Raw genomic sequence first — 20,886 nt, forward strand, 5'->3', positions numbered from 1 at the left:
GCTGATCTGAGTATGAATTAAAGAACTTTTCTATAGCTTTCTTATCATTATTAATCTGATAATAAGCTAAGTCTTTATCTTTCTTAACACAAATGTCTAAAGTTGTACTACTAATATCAATACCAATAATTTTACTTTTCATAAATTAGCTTTTGAATGAAACAGAAAAGAGAAAGAATCATCAATAACTTAACTCCTTAATAATGGGCTTTAAATCCCTAATTTCTATTTGAGTTTTGATGATAGAGGAAGAAAAGTCTAAATCGAAATATGAGTTTATCTCAGAGCGAAAGTCTTAGTTTACTTTTCTTCCTTTTCTCTTTCTAAAATTAATCCTTTTTATTTATTTGCTAATCTAAAGGAGCGGAGTCGAGAAATAACCATCCTTCGATTTCAGTACATTTCGACTCCGCTCAATGTGACAGTATAGTAAATATTGTGCTTTTCAGACTACCTCTTTATTTTTTTAAAGCTCCCAAGGATGATAGCATTCACAAAGGTATTCTATCATGCCTGGATCACAAGGAGGAGCAAATGGACATGGTGTAAGAATGCCATTTCCAACAATCTCCTTTTGTTGATTCTTGTTTAATACTTTAGCACTGTTTAGGTTTAAAATGTTTTTTAACATAATTAAGGTTTTAAGAGTTAAAAATTGTTATGAGATTCTAAATGTATAACAACAAATCTATACGTTTAATTGTGTGAAATTTCCCCGTTTATTATAAAGTTTTATTAAATTTAGTAGATTAATTATGTATCCTATTACCATAGAATTAGAAATACCCTAGCATTTCCTTAACCGTTTCTTTATATTTTCTACCTACAGGAACCTTGTTTCCTTTTAATTCTATCTCAATCGGAGAAAAAGCATCTATATGATCCACACAGATCAAAAATGATCGATGAACTCTTAAAAACTTATCCGTTGGGAGTATACTTTCTATGGAAGATATGGGTCTATGTGCAATAATCTCTTTAGAAATTGTCTTCACCTTAATATAACTTTTTAGGCTTTCTATGTAAAGAATATCTTGAAGGTATATTTTCTGCATTTTTTTCAAAACCTTAAGATATATATAAGGGTTAGTTTCTTGCATAGTACCTTGTTCTTCTATACGAGTTTCGGATATAGGTTTTGATTGCCGATATACTTTGTTGACAGATTTCAAAAACCTAGAAAACTCGATAGGTTTCAATAGATAATCTATTGCATCAAGATTGTAAGCATCTATAGCATGATCTTTATATGCGGTAGTAAAAATAACCGTTGGAGCAGGAGATAGATCTTTAAGGAATTCTATTCCGGTAATCTCAGGCATTTGTATATCCAAAAAAATTAGATCAATATCTTCTTTATGCAATACATTAAACGCTTCATGCGCACTACTACATTTAGCAATCAAGTCCAGATCATCAATACGTGAAATAAAGTTTTCTATAACATCTCTAGCAAGCGGTTCATCATCCACAACCAGGCATCTTATTTTTTGGTTTTTCATATACAATATTAAATAAGATTTAATTTCAGAATAATTTTATAATGCGAGTCTGTTTCACTTTTTATAATTTCATATTTATCTATGTATAACAATTCCAAACGTTTTTTTACATTAACCAAACCTACACCTGTTTTTTCACCAATATCCTTATGAGCATTTAATTTCTTGGTGTTGTATACTGTCATTATTAACACATCTTTATCAGCTTTCACGCTTATCTCTATAGAGGATATTTTATCATTACTAATCCCATGCTTGAAAGCATTCTCTACAAAAGGCATAAGGATAAATGGAGCTATTTGATTATCCTTATTCATACTAGTTGTAAAATGAATAGTGTTACTGCTATTAAGCCTTAGTTTCTCCAGATCAATATAGTTTCTTAAGTATTCTATTTCTTTTGATAAAGGAACTTTCGGCACATTAGCTTCATATAGCATATATCTCATTAATCCTGATAAACGGATAAGTGCATCTTCTGCAGCATCAGATTTCTTGATAATTAATGAATAGAGGTTGTTTAACGTATTGAATAGGAAATGAGGATGTATTTGATTTCGTAGTTGAGTTAATTCTGATTTAAACTGCTCTCTTTCTAATGTTAAAGTCCTTTTTTGCTCTTTGTTATAAAATCGTACAAAAACAAAAATTATAGGAATAATGGCAGCACGGTTAATATCAAAAAAATTTCCCATAATTTCGGTTATATTATATATTTCAAAATGTGTCCAATCTGGAAATATATAAGGTCTACTAATTCCCCAAATAGGTCTTTGCACTAAAACAGTGACCAATAGTAACCAAATTGCGTAACTAATACCAAATACAAATAGATTTCTTTTTATATAAAATTTAGGAATTAAAACGTAAAGAGCTACGTAAACCACTAACATTCTTGCGGGCAATAATAAAGCCTGTACTGTAAGATGAATCTGGTAGTTATTATTAGAACTCGCCCAAATAAATACTAAAGACAAATTAAACCCTAACCAGTATAGAACGTGTCTACTAATCCTGTATCGTAATTGATTGCTGTAAAAAAAATCTGTCATTATTCGTGTTAGTCGCGAAATGTAAGAATAAAATTCCAAACAAATTAACACTTCGCTATTGATAGTGTCGAACTACTTATTACTGTTTATAAACAACAGTTTGCTGTGTATAAATGTCAATATAGGCTCAAAAAAGAATTATAAACTGAAATAACATAAACAACCTGTTTTTTGTTGCTATAATCTGTTGTTTGTTTAATCAATTTTAAGAAGCTATTGATTTTTAATAATATAGGATCTCATTTGAACAATTAGTACAAAACTAGTATGATTTTATTTAAAAAACGGTTGTTTTCTGATACACAATATATCACCATAACCACGTATCGAATACTTATAGAATTATGAGATAAAAACAATCTTCCTCAATCACATATTGATAATGACTTGCCACTTAACTAACTATTTAATTTAAACTATTAGAATCAAATTAATGTATGAAAACAAAACAAAAACTAGTATTACTTTTAATCACTTTTTTTTCCTTAGGGATTCAAGCACAAAATGAAGTTAGTGGTATTATTACAGAAAAATCGACTGGAAATTCTATTCCAGGTGTAAATGTTGTTATTAAAGGAACAACCAATGGGGCTGTATCGGATTTTGATGGTAAGTATGTAATTAATGCTACTACCGGAGATGTGTTAGTATTTTCTTATTTGGGGTTTAAGAATTTTGAAATAATAGTGGATACTACTATTATTAATATTGCACTAGACGAAGATGCAGCAGCATTGGATGAAGTTGTTATTATTGGATACGGTACAACAACTGTAAAAGATGCTACAGGAGCTATCGAGAAAGTAGACTCTGATGAATTTAATCAAGGAGCTATTTCTTCTCCAGAACAATTAATCACCGGTAAAACTGCTGGAGTTAATGTAATCCCACCTGGAGGAAGACCAGGACAGGCAGGAACTATCAGTATTAGAGGAGGAAACTCTTCTTTGTCAGCTAATAATAGTCCATTAGTGGTAATTGATGGAGTACCCATAGATCAAGGAACAACAGGAGGTAATGGAGTATCAGCGCTAAATAGTATAAACCCCAATGATATTGAGAGTTTTGTGGTTTTAAAAGATGCTTCTTCAACGGCCATTTACGGATCTAGAGCTTCTGCAGGTGTTATATTAATTACTACTAAAGGAGGAAAACTAAGCTCCCCTTTTAAAATACAAGTAAATACCACAGGATCCATAGGTATGGTACAACGAACAACCGATGTACTTAATGCAGATCAATATAGACAAGTTGCTGCTAATAGTCAAAATGCAGCATTAATTCTACCTTTATTAGGTAATAGTAATACAGATTGGCAGGATGAGATATTACAGGAAGCTATAGGAACAGATACTAATATAACCTTCAGCCAAGGTTTTGGAAGTACATCTTACAGATTTTCTGCGGGGTATACTACCCAAGAGGGACTGGTGAAAACCTCTAAATTTGAGCGTAGTTCTGCTTCTGTAAGCTTGCTTCAGAAATTGTTTGATAATAGTTTGTCAGTTGATTTAAATATTCGGGGAGCACTTACACAGGATGATTTTGCCAATGGAGGAGCTTTAGGATCTGCAGCACAATTTGATCCTACGCAATCTGTATTCAGTGGATCAGATGCCTATGGAGGGTATTGGGAGTGGTTACAACCTAACGGGAACCCAGAACCATTAGCTCCTAGAAATCCTGTTGGATTATTACAGCAGTTGACTAATACAGCAGAAACAGAAAGAGCTTTAGGTAATATTAAATTAGACTATAATGCTCCGTTCTTAAAGGGATTAAATGCTAATATAAACCTAGGATTCGATTATAATGAAGTAAGTGGTAACACCAATACACCAGCATCTTCTGCTTCAGGATTTCTTTCTCAAGGAACTGTAGGTGATTATGGAAGTATAAGAAGAAGTACGCTCGTTGATTTTTTCCTAAACTACAAAAAGGAAATCGAAAGCATACGCAGTACAATAGAATTAACAGCTGGACATACATTTCAGAAATTTTATAGAAAGAATTATAATAGTAGCACTCCAATGGTAGGAGCACCTATTGAAAATAGTTTCGCTACTCAGAATGCTTTGGAATCGTATGTTACTAGATTGCGCTATTCTTATGATAGTAGATACCTCCTAACGCTAAGTTATCGATCGGATGGTTCTTCTAGATTTAGTGAAGATAATCGCTGGGGTAATTTTTCTGCAGCTGCAATAGCGTGGAATATCACTGAAGAGAATTTTCTTAAAGATTCTAAAACCATTTCTAATCTAAAGATACGATTGGGATACGGAGAAACTGGACAACAAGAAATTGGTGTAGATTTTGGGTACCTACCTGTATATGTTAATGGTGCGGATAATCAGCAATACCAGTTAGGAAATACATTTTATAATACAGTACGTCCACAAGGATATGATGAAAATATCAAATGGGAAGAATCCGAAACTTATAATATTGGGTTAGACTATGGTTTTTTGGATAATCGAATTTCGGGAAGCGTAGAATATTTTACAAGAGAAACAAGTGATGTTTTAAACTTAATTCCGATACCATCAGGAACAAATCTTACTAACCAATTAACAACAAATATTGGCGATTTAGAAAATAGTGGGTTTGAGTTTACTATTAGCTCTGATATTATTAGAAAGAAGAATCTAAATTGGAATGTGAGCTTTAATGCATCCTATCTCACTAATGAAATCGTAAAATTGAACATTGTAGATGATCCTTCATTTATAGGTGTTCCAACAGGTTTTATTTCAGGAGGTATTGGAAATACGGTACAAATACATAGAGTAGGTTCTCCACAACGATCATTTCTATTATATAAACAAGTATATGATACCAACGGAAGACCTATAGAAGGTGTTTATGAAGATATAAATGGTGATGGAGTCATCGATACAGGAGATCTAAACATAAACGAAAGTCCAGCTGCAGATTATTTATTTGGTTTTTCTTCTAGTACCAGCTATAAAAATTGGGATTTGAATTTTACAATGAGAGCTAGTATAGGAAACTATGTTTATAACAATGTAGCTTCTTCTACAGGAAACGAATTTGGTTTACATTCTCTAGGAACTAATAGAAATGTACACGCATCAATATTAGACACAGGTTTTAGAAATAACCAGCTATTATCTGATTATTACTTAGAAGATGCATCATTCCTAAAAATGGACAATATAACATTAGGATACAATTTTAAGGATGTTATTCAGGATGATAAAATAGGTTTACGATTACAGTTGACTGTACAGAATGTTTTTACCATCACAGGGTATGATGGTATAGATCCGGAAATTCCTGGTGGGATTGATAATAATTTCTTTCCTAGACCAAGAAATATCGTGTTTGGAGCAAATATGAACTTTTAAAAAAATGAAAATGAAAACAATTAAAATTTTAAATAAACTCATTAGTGTATCTACAATTTTGATACTATTAATGTTACTAGTTTTAGCATCATGTGCTGATGAATTAGATCTAGAACCGTTAAGTGCTCAAACATCCGAAATTACTTTTGATAATCCAGAAGCATACAAACAATTCTTAGCTAAGATTTATGGAGGGATTTCTCTGACCGGACAGGATACGAGCGGAAACTTTGATGATATTGCAGGAATCAACGGTAATTTTTCTAATTATCTACGTTTGCTTTTTACAACTCAGGAACTAGCTACTGATGAATCTATTATCGCTTGGAATGATCAGACAATCCACGATATTCATAACCATGTATGGACATCCTCTGATGTATTTATTACTGCAATGTATGCTAGAGTTTATTTTCAGGTTGGTTTAGTTAATCAGTTTTTAAGAGAAACAGAACCAGGAGCACTCGACGGTAGAGGAAATGTAGATGCAGCATTAAGAGAAGAGATTTCTGGATTTAGAGATGAAGCACGTTTTATGAGAGCTTTTAGCTATTGGCATGGAATTGATATGTTTGGCGATATTCCATTTGTCAATGAGAATGATCCTGTAGGAGCATTTTTTCCAGAGCAAATGTCCAGGTTAGATATGTTCAATTATATAGAATCCGAATTATTAGATATTGAAACGCGATTACCAAATCCTCGTCAGAACGAATATGGTAGAGCAGATAAAGGATTTGTATGGATGTTATTAGCAAAATTGTATTTAAACGCAGAAGTGTATACAGGCACAGAGAGATATGCAGATGCTTTAGAGTATACCAATAGAATCATTAACGGAGGTTATAACTTAGTATCTAATTACAACTATCTCTTTTTAGCGGATAATGATCGTAATGGCGCAGAGGATGAAATCATATATCCAATACTTTTTGATGGAATTGCTAATGGATCTTTTGGAGGTGCAACATATTTGGTGCACGCTGCTATTGGTGGAGATATGAATCCTGCTGATTTTGGAGTAAATTCTGGTTGGGGAGGCCTTAGAAGTACGAGTGCTTTTGTTGCAAAGTTTGATGATATTTCAGGGGATACAGATACAAGAGCAATGTTCCATACTAGTGGCCAAACATTAGAAATAGAAAACCCATTTGATTTTACACAAGGATATGCAGTTACTAAATATCGTAATGTAGATGTGAATGGCGATATCGGTTCTGATGCTTCAGGAAATAACGTAGATGTCAATTTCCCAATGTTTAGATTGGCAGATGCGTATCTAATGTATGCCGAATTATTTCTTCGAGGAGGAGGAGGAGATGCCAGTACTGCAATTGGATATATTAATGATCTTAGAGAAAGAGCTTATGGAGATACTAGTGGTAATGTAAGCGCAGCTGATTTAAATTTAGATTTTATTTTAGATGAAAGGTCCCGTGAATTATATTGGGAATGTCACCGTAGAACCGATTTAATCCGTTTTGGACAATTCTCTGATCAAGGAATATGGCCTTGGAAAGGAAACATAGCTGCAGGAAGAATTACAGAAAAGTTCAGAGACTTATATCCAATGCCTAGTGCAGAATTGAATGCAAATCCTAACCTTATTCCAACTCCAGGATATTAATTAAATAGTATTAAAATCATGAAAATTTTATATAAAATAGCTATCGTACTGATAGCATTCATATGTATCATATCCTGCGAGGATAATGATGATCTTGTAACAATTTCTCCCACAGCTTCTACTGGAATCCCCGTTTTCTCTAATAACAACATTATACTAGATAGAAATAATGAAAATGAAGAAGCAGTATCAATTACATTTCAGGAACCGGATTTCGGATATAATTATGGATCTATAGGGTATCAATTATTATTTGATTTAGTTGATGGTGATTTCAGTTCAGCAGAGATTAGAGCAGTAAGAAATACTTTTTCAGAAACATTAACCACAACAGAACTCAATCAAATTCTAATAAATTTAGGAGCTAATCCTGGAGAAGCAACAGAGCTTTTTGTGAAAATTGAAACAGTATTGTCTAGTGATACAAGTTGGTTTTCTGATCAGAGTTCATTAATAGTTACACCGTATTTATCTGCATTAGATTTATCATCTAGATGGGGATTGGTAGGAAGTGCAACTATAAATGGTTGGGATGGACCAGACATGCCATTTTACCAATCTACGGATGATAGTGAACCTGCAGGTACTTTTGTTGCCTATGTTGATCTTGTTGATGGTGCAATTAAGATAAGAGCAGATAATGCCTGGACTACAAATTATGGAGATAACGAACCAGACACTACTCTAGAATCAGGAGGTAATGATATTATAGTATCTGCCGGAACCTATAAAATAGTTTTTAATGAAAATTCATTAAACTACTCGGTAGAACCCTATTCTTGGGGATTAGTGGGAGATGCTACTATAAATGGTTGGGATGGACCAGATATGCCATTGACATATGATCCTTTATTTGATAATTGGAAAGCCGAAGTGAACTTATCAGATGGAAATATTAAAGTACGATTTAATAATGATTGGGAGGTAAATTATGGTGATGTCGATAATGATGGTGTATTAGAACCAGGTACTTTAAATAATAATATTCCTGTTACCGCTGGAGAGTACTTGATTACATTCAATCCTAAAACATTAGAGTACAGTTTAAAACAAATTTAATCTTCTAAAGAAAATATGTAAGTTGGGTTTTCATCTTTTAATTGTTTTAGATAAAACCTGTTTGTTTGTGTTGAATTAGTTTTTATATTATTTCAACAAAAAAGGGACTAGAACCACATAGTCCCTTTTTCTATTGATAGTAAATAGTAAAGTTTTGTATTGTAAGATTAAAAAAAGGATAGCGCTTCTATATTCAGGTAGGTTATATACAAGGTAAGTAGATGAATTAACTGATCTAAACCCAGAAGAGGAAAAAAGATTCGAGGGTTTTCTCGATAACGCATAGTGAGTTTGCTGGTGAAGAAATCTGTGAAACCGTGCAATAAACTATTTATTAAAACATAAGTAATAGCAATTTTTATAGGAAATAAAAACACCGATAAAACTCCTAGTATAACCGTATAGACTACAACGTGAATTAAAAGCCATTTCATTTCTTCACTTTTTCCCAGAGCCATTTTAGAGGTTTGAAATGCAAAATCTCCCATCCAGTGCGCTATTAGAATCCAGCTAAAGATCATAGCTAAAAGATATCAATTCAGGCTGTTATAACCTAATTGTTTAGACGAAGTTTTAATAATTGTAGCTAAAAACATACAAAAAGAGCGTAAACTTAAGTATATTGTAGTATAAATAGTTTTGAACCAAATTGTGAGCTTTTTACTCTTTTATGAGATGAATATGCACTGATGTGCAATAGGTATATATCAAAGTTTAATACTATCAGATGTTTCGTACTTTCCGTCATCGATTGTTATTTTGGTTTCTGGTTTTCATCAGCTTTAGCTTTGTGATTATCATGCTTTCTATTACCTATCTTCAAAAGCGAGAAACTGTATTGAAACGAACCGAAGCGATAGAGAAATCTTATGTAATGCTTTTAAAAAGTGCAAAAGCTCAACAAGATTTTTTTAGTCATGCAAGTAGGGATCCTCAATTCTTTAAAACAGGAGAAAATCAATACCTGGATCAATATCTTACCATGTTAGATAGTACTAGAGCGTATTTAATGCAAGTGGATTTTGAAGAAGAATCAGCATTAGTTGGGGGTATTGAATTTATAAAATCCGACATAGCAGAGATAGATGCTGTTTTTTTGGAACTTATCGAACAAATCCAGGCAAGAGGTTATAAAAACTTCAATCTGGAAGGTTCCATGAGAAAAGATGCACATTGGTTAGAACAAATCAATGAGATTTCTACTGAAGATATTCTTTTTCTAAGACGATATGAAAAGGATTATATTATGCGTAATGAATCTGTTTATGTGACTAAATTAAGTGCTTTGGTGACTAAACTAAGGCAACAAACTATAAACAATAGGAGAATATCCAAAGCCCGAAAAAAAACAATTTTATTTTATTTGGATGGCTATCATAATAAGTTTATTCAATTAGTAAAACTGGATCAACGTATTGGTATAAGAGATAATGCAGGTTTAAAACAAAAATTGGATCAACATATAACTATATGTGAAGAAGACTTTAGTAATCTAGTTTTATATACAGAGGAATGGGCAAAAGCAGAATTTAAGCAACTTACGATCTATTTTGGGGTGATTGCTTTTCTATTGTTGATCGTGAGCATATGGATCAGTGCGTTAATCTCACGAAAAATAACCCGACCACTTACAGATCTTACTAGGCATATTACCAGATTTGTAGATAGTAATTTCACATTAGAGACGGAACATCCATTAATACGTACAGATGATGAAATAGGAAGCCTTACTCGTAATTTTTCTTTTCTTAAGGATGAGGTAATTTCTCGATTAAAGTTTTTTAAGCAAAAAGTTGATGAACGTACAGAGGAATTGGCAACTGCAAATAAAAGATTGCTTCGCCTTAGTGAAGCAAATAGTCGTTTTGTACCACAGGAATTTCTTCAGAATCTGGGTAGAGAGAGTATAGAAGATGTGCAATTAGGAGATCAGGTAGAGCGAGAGATGACTGTAATTTTCTCTGATATTAGAGAGTTTACTAAAATCTCTGAATTATTGAGTCCGCAGGAGAACTTTGATTTTCTTAATGAATATTTAAGCGGAATTGTTCCCATAATAAAACGTAATGGAGGATTTATAGATAAGTTTATAGGAGATTCTGTAATGGCCCTATTTCCCGACAATCCTGATGCGGCAATACAAACTGTTTTTGAATTTGAGGATTTTATAGAAGAATATAATCAAAGACTTCAGAAAAACATAGCACTTCCAATTCAAATAGGAACAGGAATTCATACAGGTAAACTAATTTTAGGAACGATAGGTCATGATCACAGGTTAGAAACAACAGTGATATCGGATGCTGTTAATACAGCTTCACGAGTAGAGGGTCTTACCAAATATTATGATGCAAAAGTTATAGGAACCGAGCATACCTTATCAAAGCTTAAAAACAAAAAATCATTTCATTATAGGTTTCTGGATACTGTTCAGGTAAAAGGGAAAACTAATACATTATCAGTATATGAATTTATAGGTCCTGGAGAAAAAATCAAATTAAGCTATCTTAAAACTTATAATAAAGGAATAAAGTTTATTGAAAATAAAAAGATTAGGGAAGCAGCTGTAATATTTTCTGAGCTGCATAGAGTAAATCCTAAAGATAGAGCAGTAGAAATATTTTTTGAAAGATGCGAAAACTACTTAGAAAAGAAAACATCCTCCTGGGATGAAATAACACATATGATTACCAAATAATAGTGAATGAAAAAGAAATTTGACCTTATTGTCATTGGCTCAGGTCCAGCTGGTGAAAAAGCTGCAGCAAAGGCAGCATATTTTGGATATAAAGTGGCTATAATAGAAAAAGAACGTAGGTATGGAGGTGCAGGAGTGCAGACTGGTACGCTACCATCAAAAACACTTAAAGAGACAGCTTTGTATCTCTCTGGAATTTATCAGAAAGGTATATTTGGAGTAGATAAACAGATCGGAAGAGAAACAGGAGTACACGATTTTTTATACCGTAAAAATATTGTAACAAGTCATATGCACAAAACAGTAGCATATAACCTAAAAAAACACGGAATAGAAGTTTTTGAAGGTTTTGCTAGCTTTATTGATACTACACACATTAAAATATCTGGAGAATTAGAGCAAATTATAGAAGGGAAATATATCCTAATAGCTACAGGGTCGTATCCATATCATCCAGAGAATATACCCTTTGATGATAAGCGTGTTTTAGATTCTGACTCTATTCTTAATATTAAACGATTTCCAAAATCTATCTGTGTATTAGGAGCAGGAGTAATTGGTTGTGAATATGCCACTATTTTTGGGGCAATGGGAGTGAAGACCTTTATAGTCAACGATCATGATAAGATTTTAGGGTTTCTGGATTCAGAAATTTCTGAAGCACTTGTAGAACAAATGCGAAAGAATGAAATCAAAATCTTATTTAATAACTCAGTGACTGAGTTCGAAATTTCTGAAGATGAAATGCAGCCACTTAGGCTAAAATTAAGATCTGGAGAGTTTCTTAATGTAGAGATGTTTTTATTTGCTGCAGGCCGCAGTGGAAATATAAGAGGATTGAATTGTGAAGGTATTGGATTAGAAACGGGAAAACGAGAAACGGTATTAGTTAATGATAAATTTCAGACAAATATCCCTAATATCTATGCAGTTGGTGATGTAATTGGTTTCCCAGCTTTGGCCAGTACTAGTATGGAACAAGGACGTCTGGCAGTTACGAATATGTTTGACACAGCAGATTTAGAATCTATGGCAGATGTTTTTCCCTATGGGATTTATACAGTTCCAGAAGTCTCAATGGTTGGGATTACTGAGGAACAGGCTAAAGCTAGTAATATTGATTATGGAGTTGGATACAGCTATTTTAGAGATACAGCAAGAGGCAAAATTATGGGTGATAATGACAATGGATACTTGAAATTAATTTTTGATAAAAAGTCTAAAGTGATTAAGGGTGTTCATATTATGGGACATTTTGCTACAGAATTGATTCATTTTGGAATGCAATTAGTACAAGAGAAGAAAACACTAGATCATCTTATTTCTACAGTGTTTAATTATCCCACATTACACGACTTGTATAAATATGCTAGCTACGATGGATTAGGCAATATTGCAGGTAAAAAGGTAAAGACAGCCGGAGAGATGATATAGTTGTTTTACATTTTTTTAATTAAAGAATACACTCAAGAAAATTTTTGGTTTTGATAGGATTTATTATGTAGATTCGTCACTCACATTTTTTTATAATTTATAATCATAACTTAATAAATAATACTTGGTGAAGTATATTTTCAGACTTCTTTTTGCGCTAGCCTTAATCACCTCTTGTAGTAAAGGTACAAGTGATCAAAAAGCATTATTTATTTGTCTGGAAAAAGGCCAAGCTATTGGTAAGCTGATTAAAGAATCTAACACAAAAAAACTTAGTAGAGTTTTCGATAATGTCCCTAATGTAGATTATCTAATAGAGATACTTGAGGATAACACGATGAAGCATGAAAAGTATGTTCTTAATGGACCTAATATATTTTATAACCCATATGGGGATGAATATATTTACACCATTTTTGCCAGTAAATGGATTGATAACAATACAGAATGGGGGCTAAACGATTATCTTTTTGTTCTACAGCTTGCTTTCAAATATGACGAAGTATCAAAAAAAGTTTCAGTAGAAAAAAATAGAGTTTTAAAGGATCATGCTGGTTTTAAAACGTGGTGGTACTCATTTATGAGGTCATATAAAGAAAAAAGCTGTAGAAGAAAGGTATGGGCTGATTTATATGGTATTGTTCCGCCACCGCCACCACCTCCTGTAGTAGAAGATTGGATTTCAAATACAAATAAAAACTAGTCGATATAAACAGGTGTTTCTACCCATAAATAAGTTGGATTATCTTATTAGATTTATTGTTTTTAAAATCTTCAATAAAATGATGAAATCTAAAGTTATTCTGGTTACAATATTATTCGGATTTACAATTATCATAAGTAGTTGTGACAAAAGAAACAAGACAAAACAAATCACATCTGAAGATGTTGAAATCGTAAAAGATTCTATACTATTCAGTTTTTCTTTTGTAGGATGTAATAGAGTACAGTATGCGGATTGGCATAATGACAGCGCAACTAATGCATCTACGGCAAATCTTTCCGTATTAAAAAGAATATTTGAGGATGTGACAAGTCTAAAACAAAAACCGTCTTTATTTTTCTTTTTAGGAGATTTAGTACTAGCAGAGTCTGATACTATTAATTTAGATGCACAATTAAAGGCATGGGTGCAGTTATATGAAAATAAAGCTTTTAGTACTATTAGTGATTCTGGAATAGAGCTTGTCGCTGTGCCTGGAAATCATGAAATGCTGTTTTATAATACTAATGATAAAAAGGAATATCCGCTAGCGGGTTCTACTCCTGTATGGATGAAATATATGAAACCATATATGCCTGCAGATCGTAATTATATTAAAGGTAATGATAGCCTTGTTAATCAAATGACTTTTTCCTTTGCTCGTAATAATGTAGGGTTTGTAGTAATGAATACGGATACGTATAATCCAGGAACAAAAGAAAATCTTTATGGCTATGAAGGGTTAATACCTACACAATGGATTATTAATCAAATTGAGCAATACAAACAAAACCCAGATATAGATCATATTTTCGTATTAGGACATAAACCATATTATGTTGATGGTAAACCAGAAACAGGGCACAAGGGATTTCCTGAAGGCCCAATTCTTTGGCCTGAATTACAAAAAAACGAGGTAGTAGCTATGCTATCAGCTCATGTTCATGATTATCAAAGAATGCAACCTGATGGTACAGGAACCTATCAGATTATTGCAGGAAATGGTGGAAGTGATGGTAAAGCAGCTTTTTTTGGATATAGCACAATTAATATTCTAAGTAATGGAAATGTTCAGTTTATTTCTAGAGGATTTGATAAAGGGAATCCATACTATGAGGATGTACCAAATAATAATATAAAAGTACAAGATAGTACTATGCTAACTTGGTCTAAAAATGGTAATCCATATAACGCAAATTAATCATTCAGATTCCAGTTATATTCTAGATACTGAATTTTTGCTGAACCATTAGCTTTTATAGTAGCATATCGATTTATAAAAGGAATAATACCTTTCTTAAAATCACTACCGTACCACTCGAAAATTTTACTGATCTCTATACTGTTCTCAGTGATTTTGTTTTTGGTAGGGTCGTTAATCCATGTGCTGGATAGTTTGTTTAATTGACTATAAAGTTTGCTAGGACTGAAGGCTTCATTTAAAAGTTTTGGACAGGATACTGCTGCACAATTAAAAGCAACATGTAATCTTGGTTCATTAAAATTAGGACGAACAATTGTATTTTCGATTTGATTTAAGGAATAGATTTGATTACCTGATTTAACAAATTTCTTATCCCAAGGTTTTCCTCCATTAATATCCTTAATGCTTTTTATTGGGTAAGCATTAGCAATCAATTGTACTGTTGCAGCGTTATATAAATTAAACCAATATGCTAGTTTCTCCTTCTTTGTCCAATCCTTTTTCGGAGAAGTAACTTGGAGATGGGATAGGTATTTTTCTATAGTGGAAATATTAGATTTAAAACCATTGTAATTTACTTTTCCCTTAGAAGAAACGTACTTTTTGGTCAATTGGTTCCAAACAGAATGATCAGGTCTGATTTTTTCAATTTCTTTTTCTATAATTTCTTCTTTAGGTGTTTCTTTTTTGGGAAGTGTTTCTGGAATAACCTCTTTTGCAGTTACTTCTTCTTTTATTGTATTAGAATCTACAACGGAGTCAGGTATAGTATTATTATTTGTTTCTTCTTTATTTACTGCGGTATCTTGTAATTTCATATCAGAGGCAGAATTATCTATAACTGTAGCTTTCTCTACTTGATTACGAATCGTTATCTCTTTTTTATCAGACTTACATCCTGATATGGCGATGAATACTAATAGGAAATAAAATCTTTGCATATTGGTTATTTCATTACTGTTAAAAAAAATAGTCTGATTTTAAATTTAACACTTACTTTTTTAAATATTCATAATTCAAAGGTAATTTACTTAAGAAATTTTTAATTTATGTTTTAAGTGTAATAAGGTCAATTATTTAAATGATTATAAATGTTCATAAGATTTAAAACAAAAAATCTTTACCTTTATAATGAATTATTTTTATAATTGGAGCAAAGGGAACAAATAAAGAATAATTTTTTCATTAAGAATTTAAAGCAAGGAAACGAAGAAGCTTTCAAAATTCTTTTTGAGCTTTATTATGCAAAATTGTTACATATTGCTATAGGGTATGTTTATAATACGGAAGATGCAGAAGAGATCGTTCAAGATGTATTTCTAAAAGCTTGGAAGAAAAGGAAGGATATTAAAAGTAATGTAAACGGTTATTTATTTAAGATCACAAAGAACTTATGTTTGGATTATCTGAGATCTAAAAAATATAAATTAAGTAGTTCTAATAATACAATCCAGTTAGAAGCTTTTATTAACCATAAGGCTCTTAGTGATGATGGATCATCTTCTATTGTAGAAAAAGAATTAGCCCTTAAGATTCAATCAGCCATTGATTTACTTCCAGAAAAATGTAAAAACGTTTTTGTAAAAAGTAGAATTGATGGTAAAAAGAATAAAGAAATATCTGATGAATTAGATATTTCAATAAAAACAGTAGAGAATCATATGTCTAAAGCCATCAAGCATATGAGAGTTCATCTTAGAGAATTTTTATCTTTTTTCTAAAATTTTTAAAAACAGCTTAGGGGTAGTTTCATTTTTATACGTCTTTATAAGTATAAGACAATAAATAATGGAGGAAAGGGAACTCATAAAATTTATCAAAGGAGAAATTAATCCTGAGGATAAAAGCGATGTGTTAAGATGGATTGGTGAAAATCCGGCTAATCAAAAAAGATACAATCTTCTTAAAGCTACATATATTGCTTCTACTTTGGATGCTGAAGAAGATATAAATAAAGAGAAAGCATATCAGCAATTTTATTCCAGAAAAGTTAGCACTAAACGACCGTTTAAATACGTTGCTATTGCTGCTTCTATTATAATCATATGTATTGCTGGGTATACGTTTAATTCTTCTACAGGTGATAATTTAATAGTAACTACAGTAGATTTTTTTGGCAGTGATATAAAAAGCATAGCTACAAATTCTGGAGATCAAAAAACAATTATACTACCAGATGGATCTACCGTAATTATGAATGCAAAAAGCCATTTAACGTATCCTAAAAAGTTTACAGATAGTATTAGAACCGTAACATTAATCGGAGAAGCTTTTTTTGATGTTAAGCGTGATACTACAAAACCGTTTATAGTGCATACCGATGATATAAAGATTCGGGTGTTGGGAACATCTTTTAATATAAAATCATATCCAAGTGATGAAAAAGTAGAAACAACACTGGTTACTGGCAAGGTAGAAGTATTAAAGCAAAAAAATGAGACTCCCGTTGTATTAAAACCATCTCAGCGAGCAATTTACATTAAGAATAAAAGTAGTATTGAAGTTGATAATGTTGATTCAGAAAATATCATCTCGTGGAAACAAGGAAAGCTAATATTTAATAAAACACCATTAAAACAAGTAGTTCAGGATCTTAAAAGAAAATATAGTGTAGAATTCATAATACAATCTGATACACTATTACAATATAAGTACACAGGGGAGTTTGATAATCTTTCTTTAGAGGAGGCATTAGAAATCCTTAAGCTTTCATCACCTATTAATTATAAACACTTAAACAATAAAATTATGTTAGAATCACAGTAATTGGAAAAACATGATCCAAAAAAAAGAGGATGCGGCAACATCCTCTTTAAAGATCATTTAATTAGACTCACAAATTTGAATAATTAAAATCACACAAAATTATGAAAAAAAATCTATCCGGTAACTTTCTTTCCGGGAAAGACCTTATAAGAATTATGAAAATCTATTCGCTTTTGCTTTTCATTACTATTTCGAAGATATTTTCATTTAGTTCTTATTCTCAAACTATTTCTATATCTGTAAATGAAGTTAAATTACAGATGGCGATTGAAGAGATAGAACAAAAAAGTGAATATAGTTTTTTCTACAATAATAGTTTAATTGATATTTCGAGAAAAGTATCAGTAAAAGCTGATAATGAAAAAGTTAGGGATGTTCTAAGAAAACTTTTTAAAAATACTAATATAGATTATCAACTTTATAAAAACAGTATTGTTCTCTTTCCAAAAAACTCTAAAACCTCAGTGCAAGAAATCCGAAAGTTTTTAGATGATATAGAGCAACAGGAGGAACAACGAAAACAAAAGTCAAGTGAAGAAGTAAGTAAAATTGCCATAGATTCAAACCAAGAAAATATGGTTGAAGGAATAGTTGTGGATAATTCTGGAAACCCTTTGCCTGGGGCAACAGTTCTAATTAAGGGCACAAATACAGGTGTCCAAACAGATTTTGATGGTATTTTTAAAATTAAAGCTAAACCTGGAGATATATTAGTAATCTCATATGTTGGTTTTAGGGCTAAAGAAATTACAGCAACAAAAGAACTTCTTAATATTACATTAGAAGAGAGTTTAAACGAGTTATCCGAAGTAATTGTTACAGGTTATGGTGTACAAAGAAAGTCAAGAGTTACTGGTTCAGCCGTAAACCTTGATCTTAATTCAATTACAGGAGTTCCAAGAGCGGCTATTCAAGAAAGTATACAAGGAAATATAGCAGGTGTTCTAGTAACAGCAAGTAGTGGGCAACCAGGAGCAACCCCAAATGTTAGAATAAGAGGGGTTGGATCATTCGATTCAGCATTTCCTTTATACGTTATTGATGGGTTTCAAACTACTGATGCAAATGTAGTAGCGTCGTTAAATCCTAATGATATAGAAGCAGTATCAGTATTAAAGGATGCCGCGTCTACTTCGATTTATGGTACACGTGGGGCTAATGGAGTAATTGTTATACAAACAAAATCAGGACGTGATGGTGAAACTAAAGTTTCTTACAGTACTCAATCCGGGTTTTCTTCTGCTACTGTTGCGGATAGATTTAAACCATTGAATACTTCTGAATTACAGGAGTTATTAGTAGAAGGTGTACAGAATGCAGGAATAAGAAATAACGATGCTGAAGCTCTTGATTTTTTAGTAGGTAATGGGTTTAACCCAAATGTTAATACCGATTGGTATGATTTAATAACTAGAGATGGATTATACCAGCAACATGATCTATCCATAAGAGGAGGTTCAGAAAAAACGAAATTCTTTTTGTCTGGTGGATATTTTAATCAGGAAGGAATTATTTTGGCTTCTGGGTTTGAACGTATGAATTCAAGGCTTAAATTGGATCACCATTTCACAAATCGTCTAAAAGCTGGCGCCTATATTTCGTATAATAAATCAATTTCTAAGGTTAGACCAACTGGAGGAGCATTTGCTAACCCAGTGAGATCTATATACAGAATCAGACCAGATATATCACCAAATAATGATGATGGTACATTTAATTTTGGTTTTAATAGTACACATAATCCGATTGCACAAGCACAACAGGAGATTAGAAAAAACATAACACACAGAATTTTGGCTGGAGCTAATGTTTCATATATGATTGTAGATGGACTATCATATGAATCACTAATTAATATGAATCAAACTTTTCAAGATCAGTTTTTAAGACTTCCTGCTGGCTTTGGAGATGGAAGACCGACTGGTCGTGGTGAACAAGATTCAAATTTTTTATTCACTTGGTTATTTAGAAATATGCTAAAATATAATCAAAGCTGGAATGATCATAGCCTTTCTGCTTTTGGAGGATATGAATTACAAAAAGTGAGAAACAAATTTAGTGACCTTACGGTTGAGAATATTCCGGATGGTTTTGAAGACTTGAATAATGGTAGTCTCCCGACTGAGGCTTCAACTGAAAAAGTACAATCAGGTTTAAATTCGGTATTTCTTAATGCAGAATATTCATATGCGGATAAGTATTTAGTTAGTGGATCGGTAAGACGTGATGGATCATCAAGCTTTGGATCTAATAATAAATATGCAAATTTCTGGTCCGTGGGAATTGGATGGAATGTAGCTAACGAAAATTTCATGAATCAAGTTGATTTTATTAGTACATTAAAGTTTAGAGCCAGCTATGGAGAAAATGGTAATGATCCTGTTACCGGAATATTTAATTTATTTTCTGTTAATGATTATGATGGCAATCCTGGATTGGTTTTTACAGATCTTGGAAATCCTGATATAAAATGGGAAGTAAATAAGCCTTTAAATATAGGATTAGATTATTCGTTCTTTAAAGGAAGAGTACAAGGTAGTTTTGATTGGTATAAAAGAGAAACAACAGATCTTCTGAGAAATCGTCCAATATCTTCAACCAATGGAGATACCAGCATTGCTGAAAATATAGGGTCTATGGAAAATACTGGTTTTGAATTTGATATTACTACTAAAAATTATGTGGAATCAAATAGTGGATTTAGTTGGAATACAAATTTTAACATAACAGTGAATAGAAATGAAGTGACCAAGCTTTCTGGCAATGATGAACCAATTATTGGTACTACAAGTATTATAGCTGTTGGAGAAGACTTTGAAACATTTTATTTACCTGCATATGCTGGAGTAGATCCAGCAAATGGTAATGCTTTATGGTATACTGATGAAACCAGAACCGAGATAACCTCTAATTATAATAATGCTAATCAAGTAATTATTGGTAGGGCTACACCAGATTTTTATGCGGGTTTAAGAAATACGATATCTTATAAAGGGATATCTCTGGACTTTCAGTTTTATTCAGCTTGGGGAGGATTGGTATATGATACCTGGAATAGGTTTACTAATAGTGATGGATCGAGAAGGTTATCAACTACAGGAAATGTGAGCAGAGGTACTTATGAAAGGAGATGGCAGAGACCTGGAGATATTACAGATGTTCCTGCTTTTGTATATGGAAATACACAAACAGGGAGTTCTTCACAACGATCTAGCAGATTTATCTATGATGGATCTTATGTGAGGTTAAGGGAAATATCATTAACATATCAAATACCTAATTCTGCAATAAGTAGTATAGGGTTATCAAATGCTAGAATATATTTAAAAGGAAATAACCTTTATACTTTTTTGAAAGATGATAGATTAGAAAGGGATCCTGAAGCAGGATCAGATGGTAGATTGAATCAAGAAATTCCTATTTCTAAAGCTATATTTTTAGGCTTGGATATAACATTTTAAAGACACGAA

The 20,886-nt window shown here is 32.2% G+C and carries 15 protein-coding genes; 10 read left to right on the forward strand and 5 right to left on the reverse strand.

Annotated features, from left to right (window positions below; all coding sequences use genetic code 11):
- Positions 1-466: 466 nt before the first annotated feature.
- From Q0975_RS10070 to Q0975_RS10080, 3 genes are all read right to left on the reverse strand, one after another.
- The gene (locus Q0975_RS10070; RefSeq protein WP_299435953.1) at positions 467-631 is read right to left on the reverse strand and encodes a hypothetical protein; all 165 of its coding nucleotides are present in this window, start codon (positions 629-631) and stop codon (positions 467-469) included.
- Between the two features lie 145 nt (positions 632-776).
- Positions 777-1,502 carry a response regulator gene (locus Q0975_RS10075; protein WP_299435956.1) on the reverse strand — a complete coding sequence of 242 codons (726 nt, stop codon included), beginning with the start codon at positions 1,500-1,502 and terminating at the stop codon, positions 777-779.
- An 8-nt stretch (positions 1,503-1,510) separates the two neighbouring features.
- Positions 1,511-2,554 (reverse strand): histidine kinase, encoded by a 1,044-nt coding sequence (locus Q0975_RS10080; RefSeq protein WP_299435958.1) that lies wholly within the window; start codon positions 2,552-2,554, stop codon positions 1,511-1,513.
- Positions 2,555-2,991: 437 nt separating this feature from the next.
- Between Q0975_RS10080 and Q0975_RS10085 the strand changes: the two genes are divergently transcribed.
- From Q0975_RS10085 to Q0975_RS10095, 3 genes are read left to right on the forward strand one after another with little or no spacing between them, the layout of a single operon-like run.
- Entirely contained in the window at positions 2,992-5,925 is a 2,934-nt protein-coding gene (locus Q0975_RS10085; protein WP_299435960.1) for a SusC/RagA family TonB-linked outer membrane protein, read from the forward strand.
- A gap of 10 nt (positions 5,926-5,935) precedes the next feature.
- A complete protein-coding gene (locus Q0975_RS10090; RefSeq protein WP_299435963.1) occupies positions 5,936-7,552 on the forward strand; it encodes a RagB/SusD family nutrient uptake outer membrane protein in 1,617 nt (538 codons plus the stop codon).
- Between the two features lie 18 nt (positions 7,553-7,570).
- Entirely contained in the window at positions 7,571-8,611 is a 1,041-nt protein-coding gene (locus tag Q0975_RS10095; RefSeq protein WP_299435966.1) for a SusE domain-containing protein, read from the forward strand.
- Positions 8,612-8,778: 167 nt separating this feature from the next.
- Here the strand turns inward: Q0975_RS10095 and Q0975_RS10100 are convergent, their stop codons facing one another.
- Entirely contained in the window at positions 8,779-9,132 is a 354-nt protein-coding gene (locus Q0975_RS10100; RefSeq protein WP_299435969.1) for a DUF3307 domain-containing protein, read from the reverse strand.
- 206 nt (positions 9,133-9,338) lie between these two features.
- Here Q0975_RS10100 and Q0975_RS10105 point away from each other — a divergent pair, with 206 nt between their 5' ends.
- The 4 genes from Q0975_RS10105 to Q0975_RS10120 all read left to right on the forward strand — a co-directional run bounded on the left by Q0975_RS10105 (position 9,339) and on the right by Q0975_RS10120 (position 14,647).
- Positions 9,339-11,309: an adenylate/guanylate cyclase domain-containing protein gene (locus Q0975_RS10105; RefSeq protein ID WP_299435972.1), complete on the forward strand. Its 1,971-nt coding sequence runs from the start codon at positions 9,339-9,341 to the stop codon at positions 11,307-11,309.
- A gap of 6 nt (positions 11,310-11,315) precedes the next feature.
- Positions 11,316-12,743 (forward strand): Si-specific NAD(P)(+) transhydrogenase, encoded by a 1,428-nt coding sequence (sthA, locus tag Q0975_RS10110; RefSeq protein WP_299435975.1) that lies wholly within the window; start codon positions 11,316-11,318, stop codon positions 12,741-12,743.
- Positions 12,744-12,870: 127 nt separating this feature from the next.
- The gene (locus Q0975_RS10115) at positions 12,871-13,446 is read left to right on the forward strand and encodes a hypothetical protein (RefSeq protein WP_299435977.1); all 576 of its coding nucleotides are present in this window, start codon (positions 12,871-12,873) and stop codon (positions 13,444-13,446) included.
- 79 nt (positions 13,447-13,525) lie between these two features.
- Positions 13,526-14,647 (forward strand): metallophosphoesterase family protein, encoded by a 1,122-nt coding sequence (locus Q0975_RS10120; protein ID WP_299435980.1) that lies wholly within the window; start codon positions 13,526-13,528, stop codon positions 14,645-14,647.
- Here Q0975_RS10120 and Q0975_RS10125 read toward each other — a convergent pair.
- Complete coding sequence (locus Q0975_RS10125) at positions 14,644-15,591, reverse strand: DUF547 domain-containing protein (protein ID WP_299435983.1); 948 nt, start codon at positions 15,589-15,591, stop codon at positions 14,644-14,646. The genes Q0975_RS10120 and Q0975_RS10125 overlap by 4 nt on opposite strands.
- Before the next feature lie 207 nt (positions 15,592-15,798).
- Here Q0975_RS10125 and Q0975_RS10130 point away from each other — a divergent pair, with 207 nt between their 5' ends.
- From Q0975_RS10130 to Q0975_RS10140, 3 genes are all read left to right on the forward strand, one after another.
- Positions 15,799-16,371, forward strand: coding sequence for an RNA polymerase sigma-70 factor (locus Q0975_RS10130; protein WP_299435986.1), 573 nt, complete (start codon positions 15,799-15,801; stop codon positions 16,369-16,371).
- 67 nt (positions 16,372-16,438) lie between these two features.
- Positions 16,439-17,416 carry a FecR domain-containing protein gene (locus Q0975_RS10135; protein WP_299435988.1) on the forward strand — a complete coding sequence of 326 codons (978 nt, stop codon included), beginning with the start codon at positions 16,439-16,441 and terminating at the stop codon, positions 17,414-17,416.
- 101 nt (positions 17,417-17,517) lie between these two features.
- The gene (locus Q0975_RS10140; protein ID WP_299435991.1) at positions 17,518-20,877 is read left to right on the forward strand and encodes a TonB-dependent receptor; all 3,360 of its coding nucleotides are present in this window, start codon (positions 17,518-17,520) and stop codon (positions 20,875-20,877) included.
- Positions 20,878-20,886 lie beyond the last annotated feature (9 nt).

Origin of the sequence: uncultured Aquimarina sp. (genome assembly GCF_947500065.1) — a bacterium.
Taxonomy (GTDB): domain Bacteria; phylum Bacteroidota; class Bacteroidia; order Flavobacteriales; family Flavobacteriaceae; genus Aquimarina.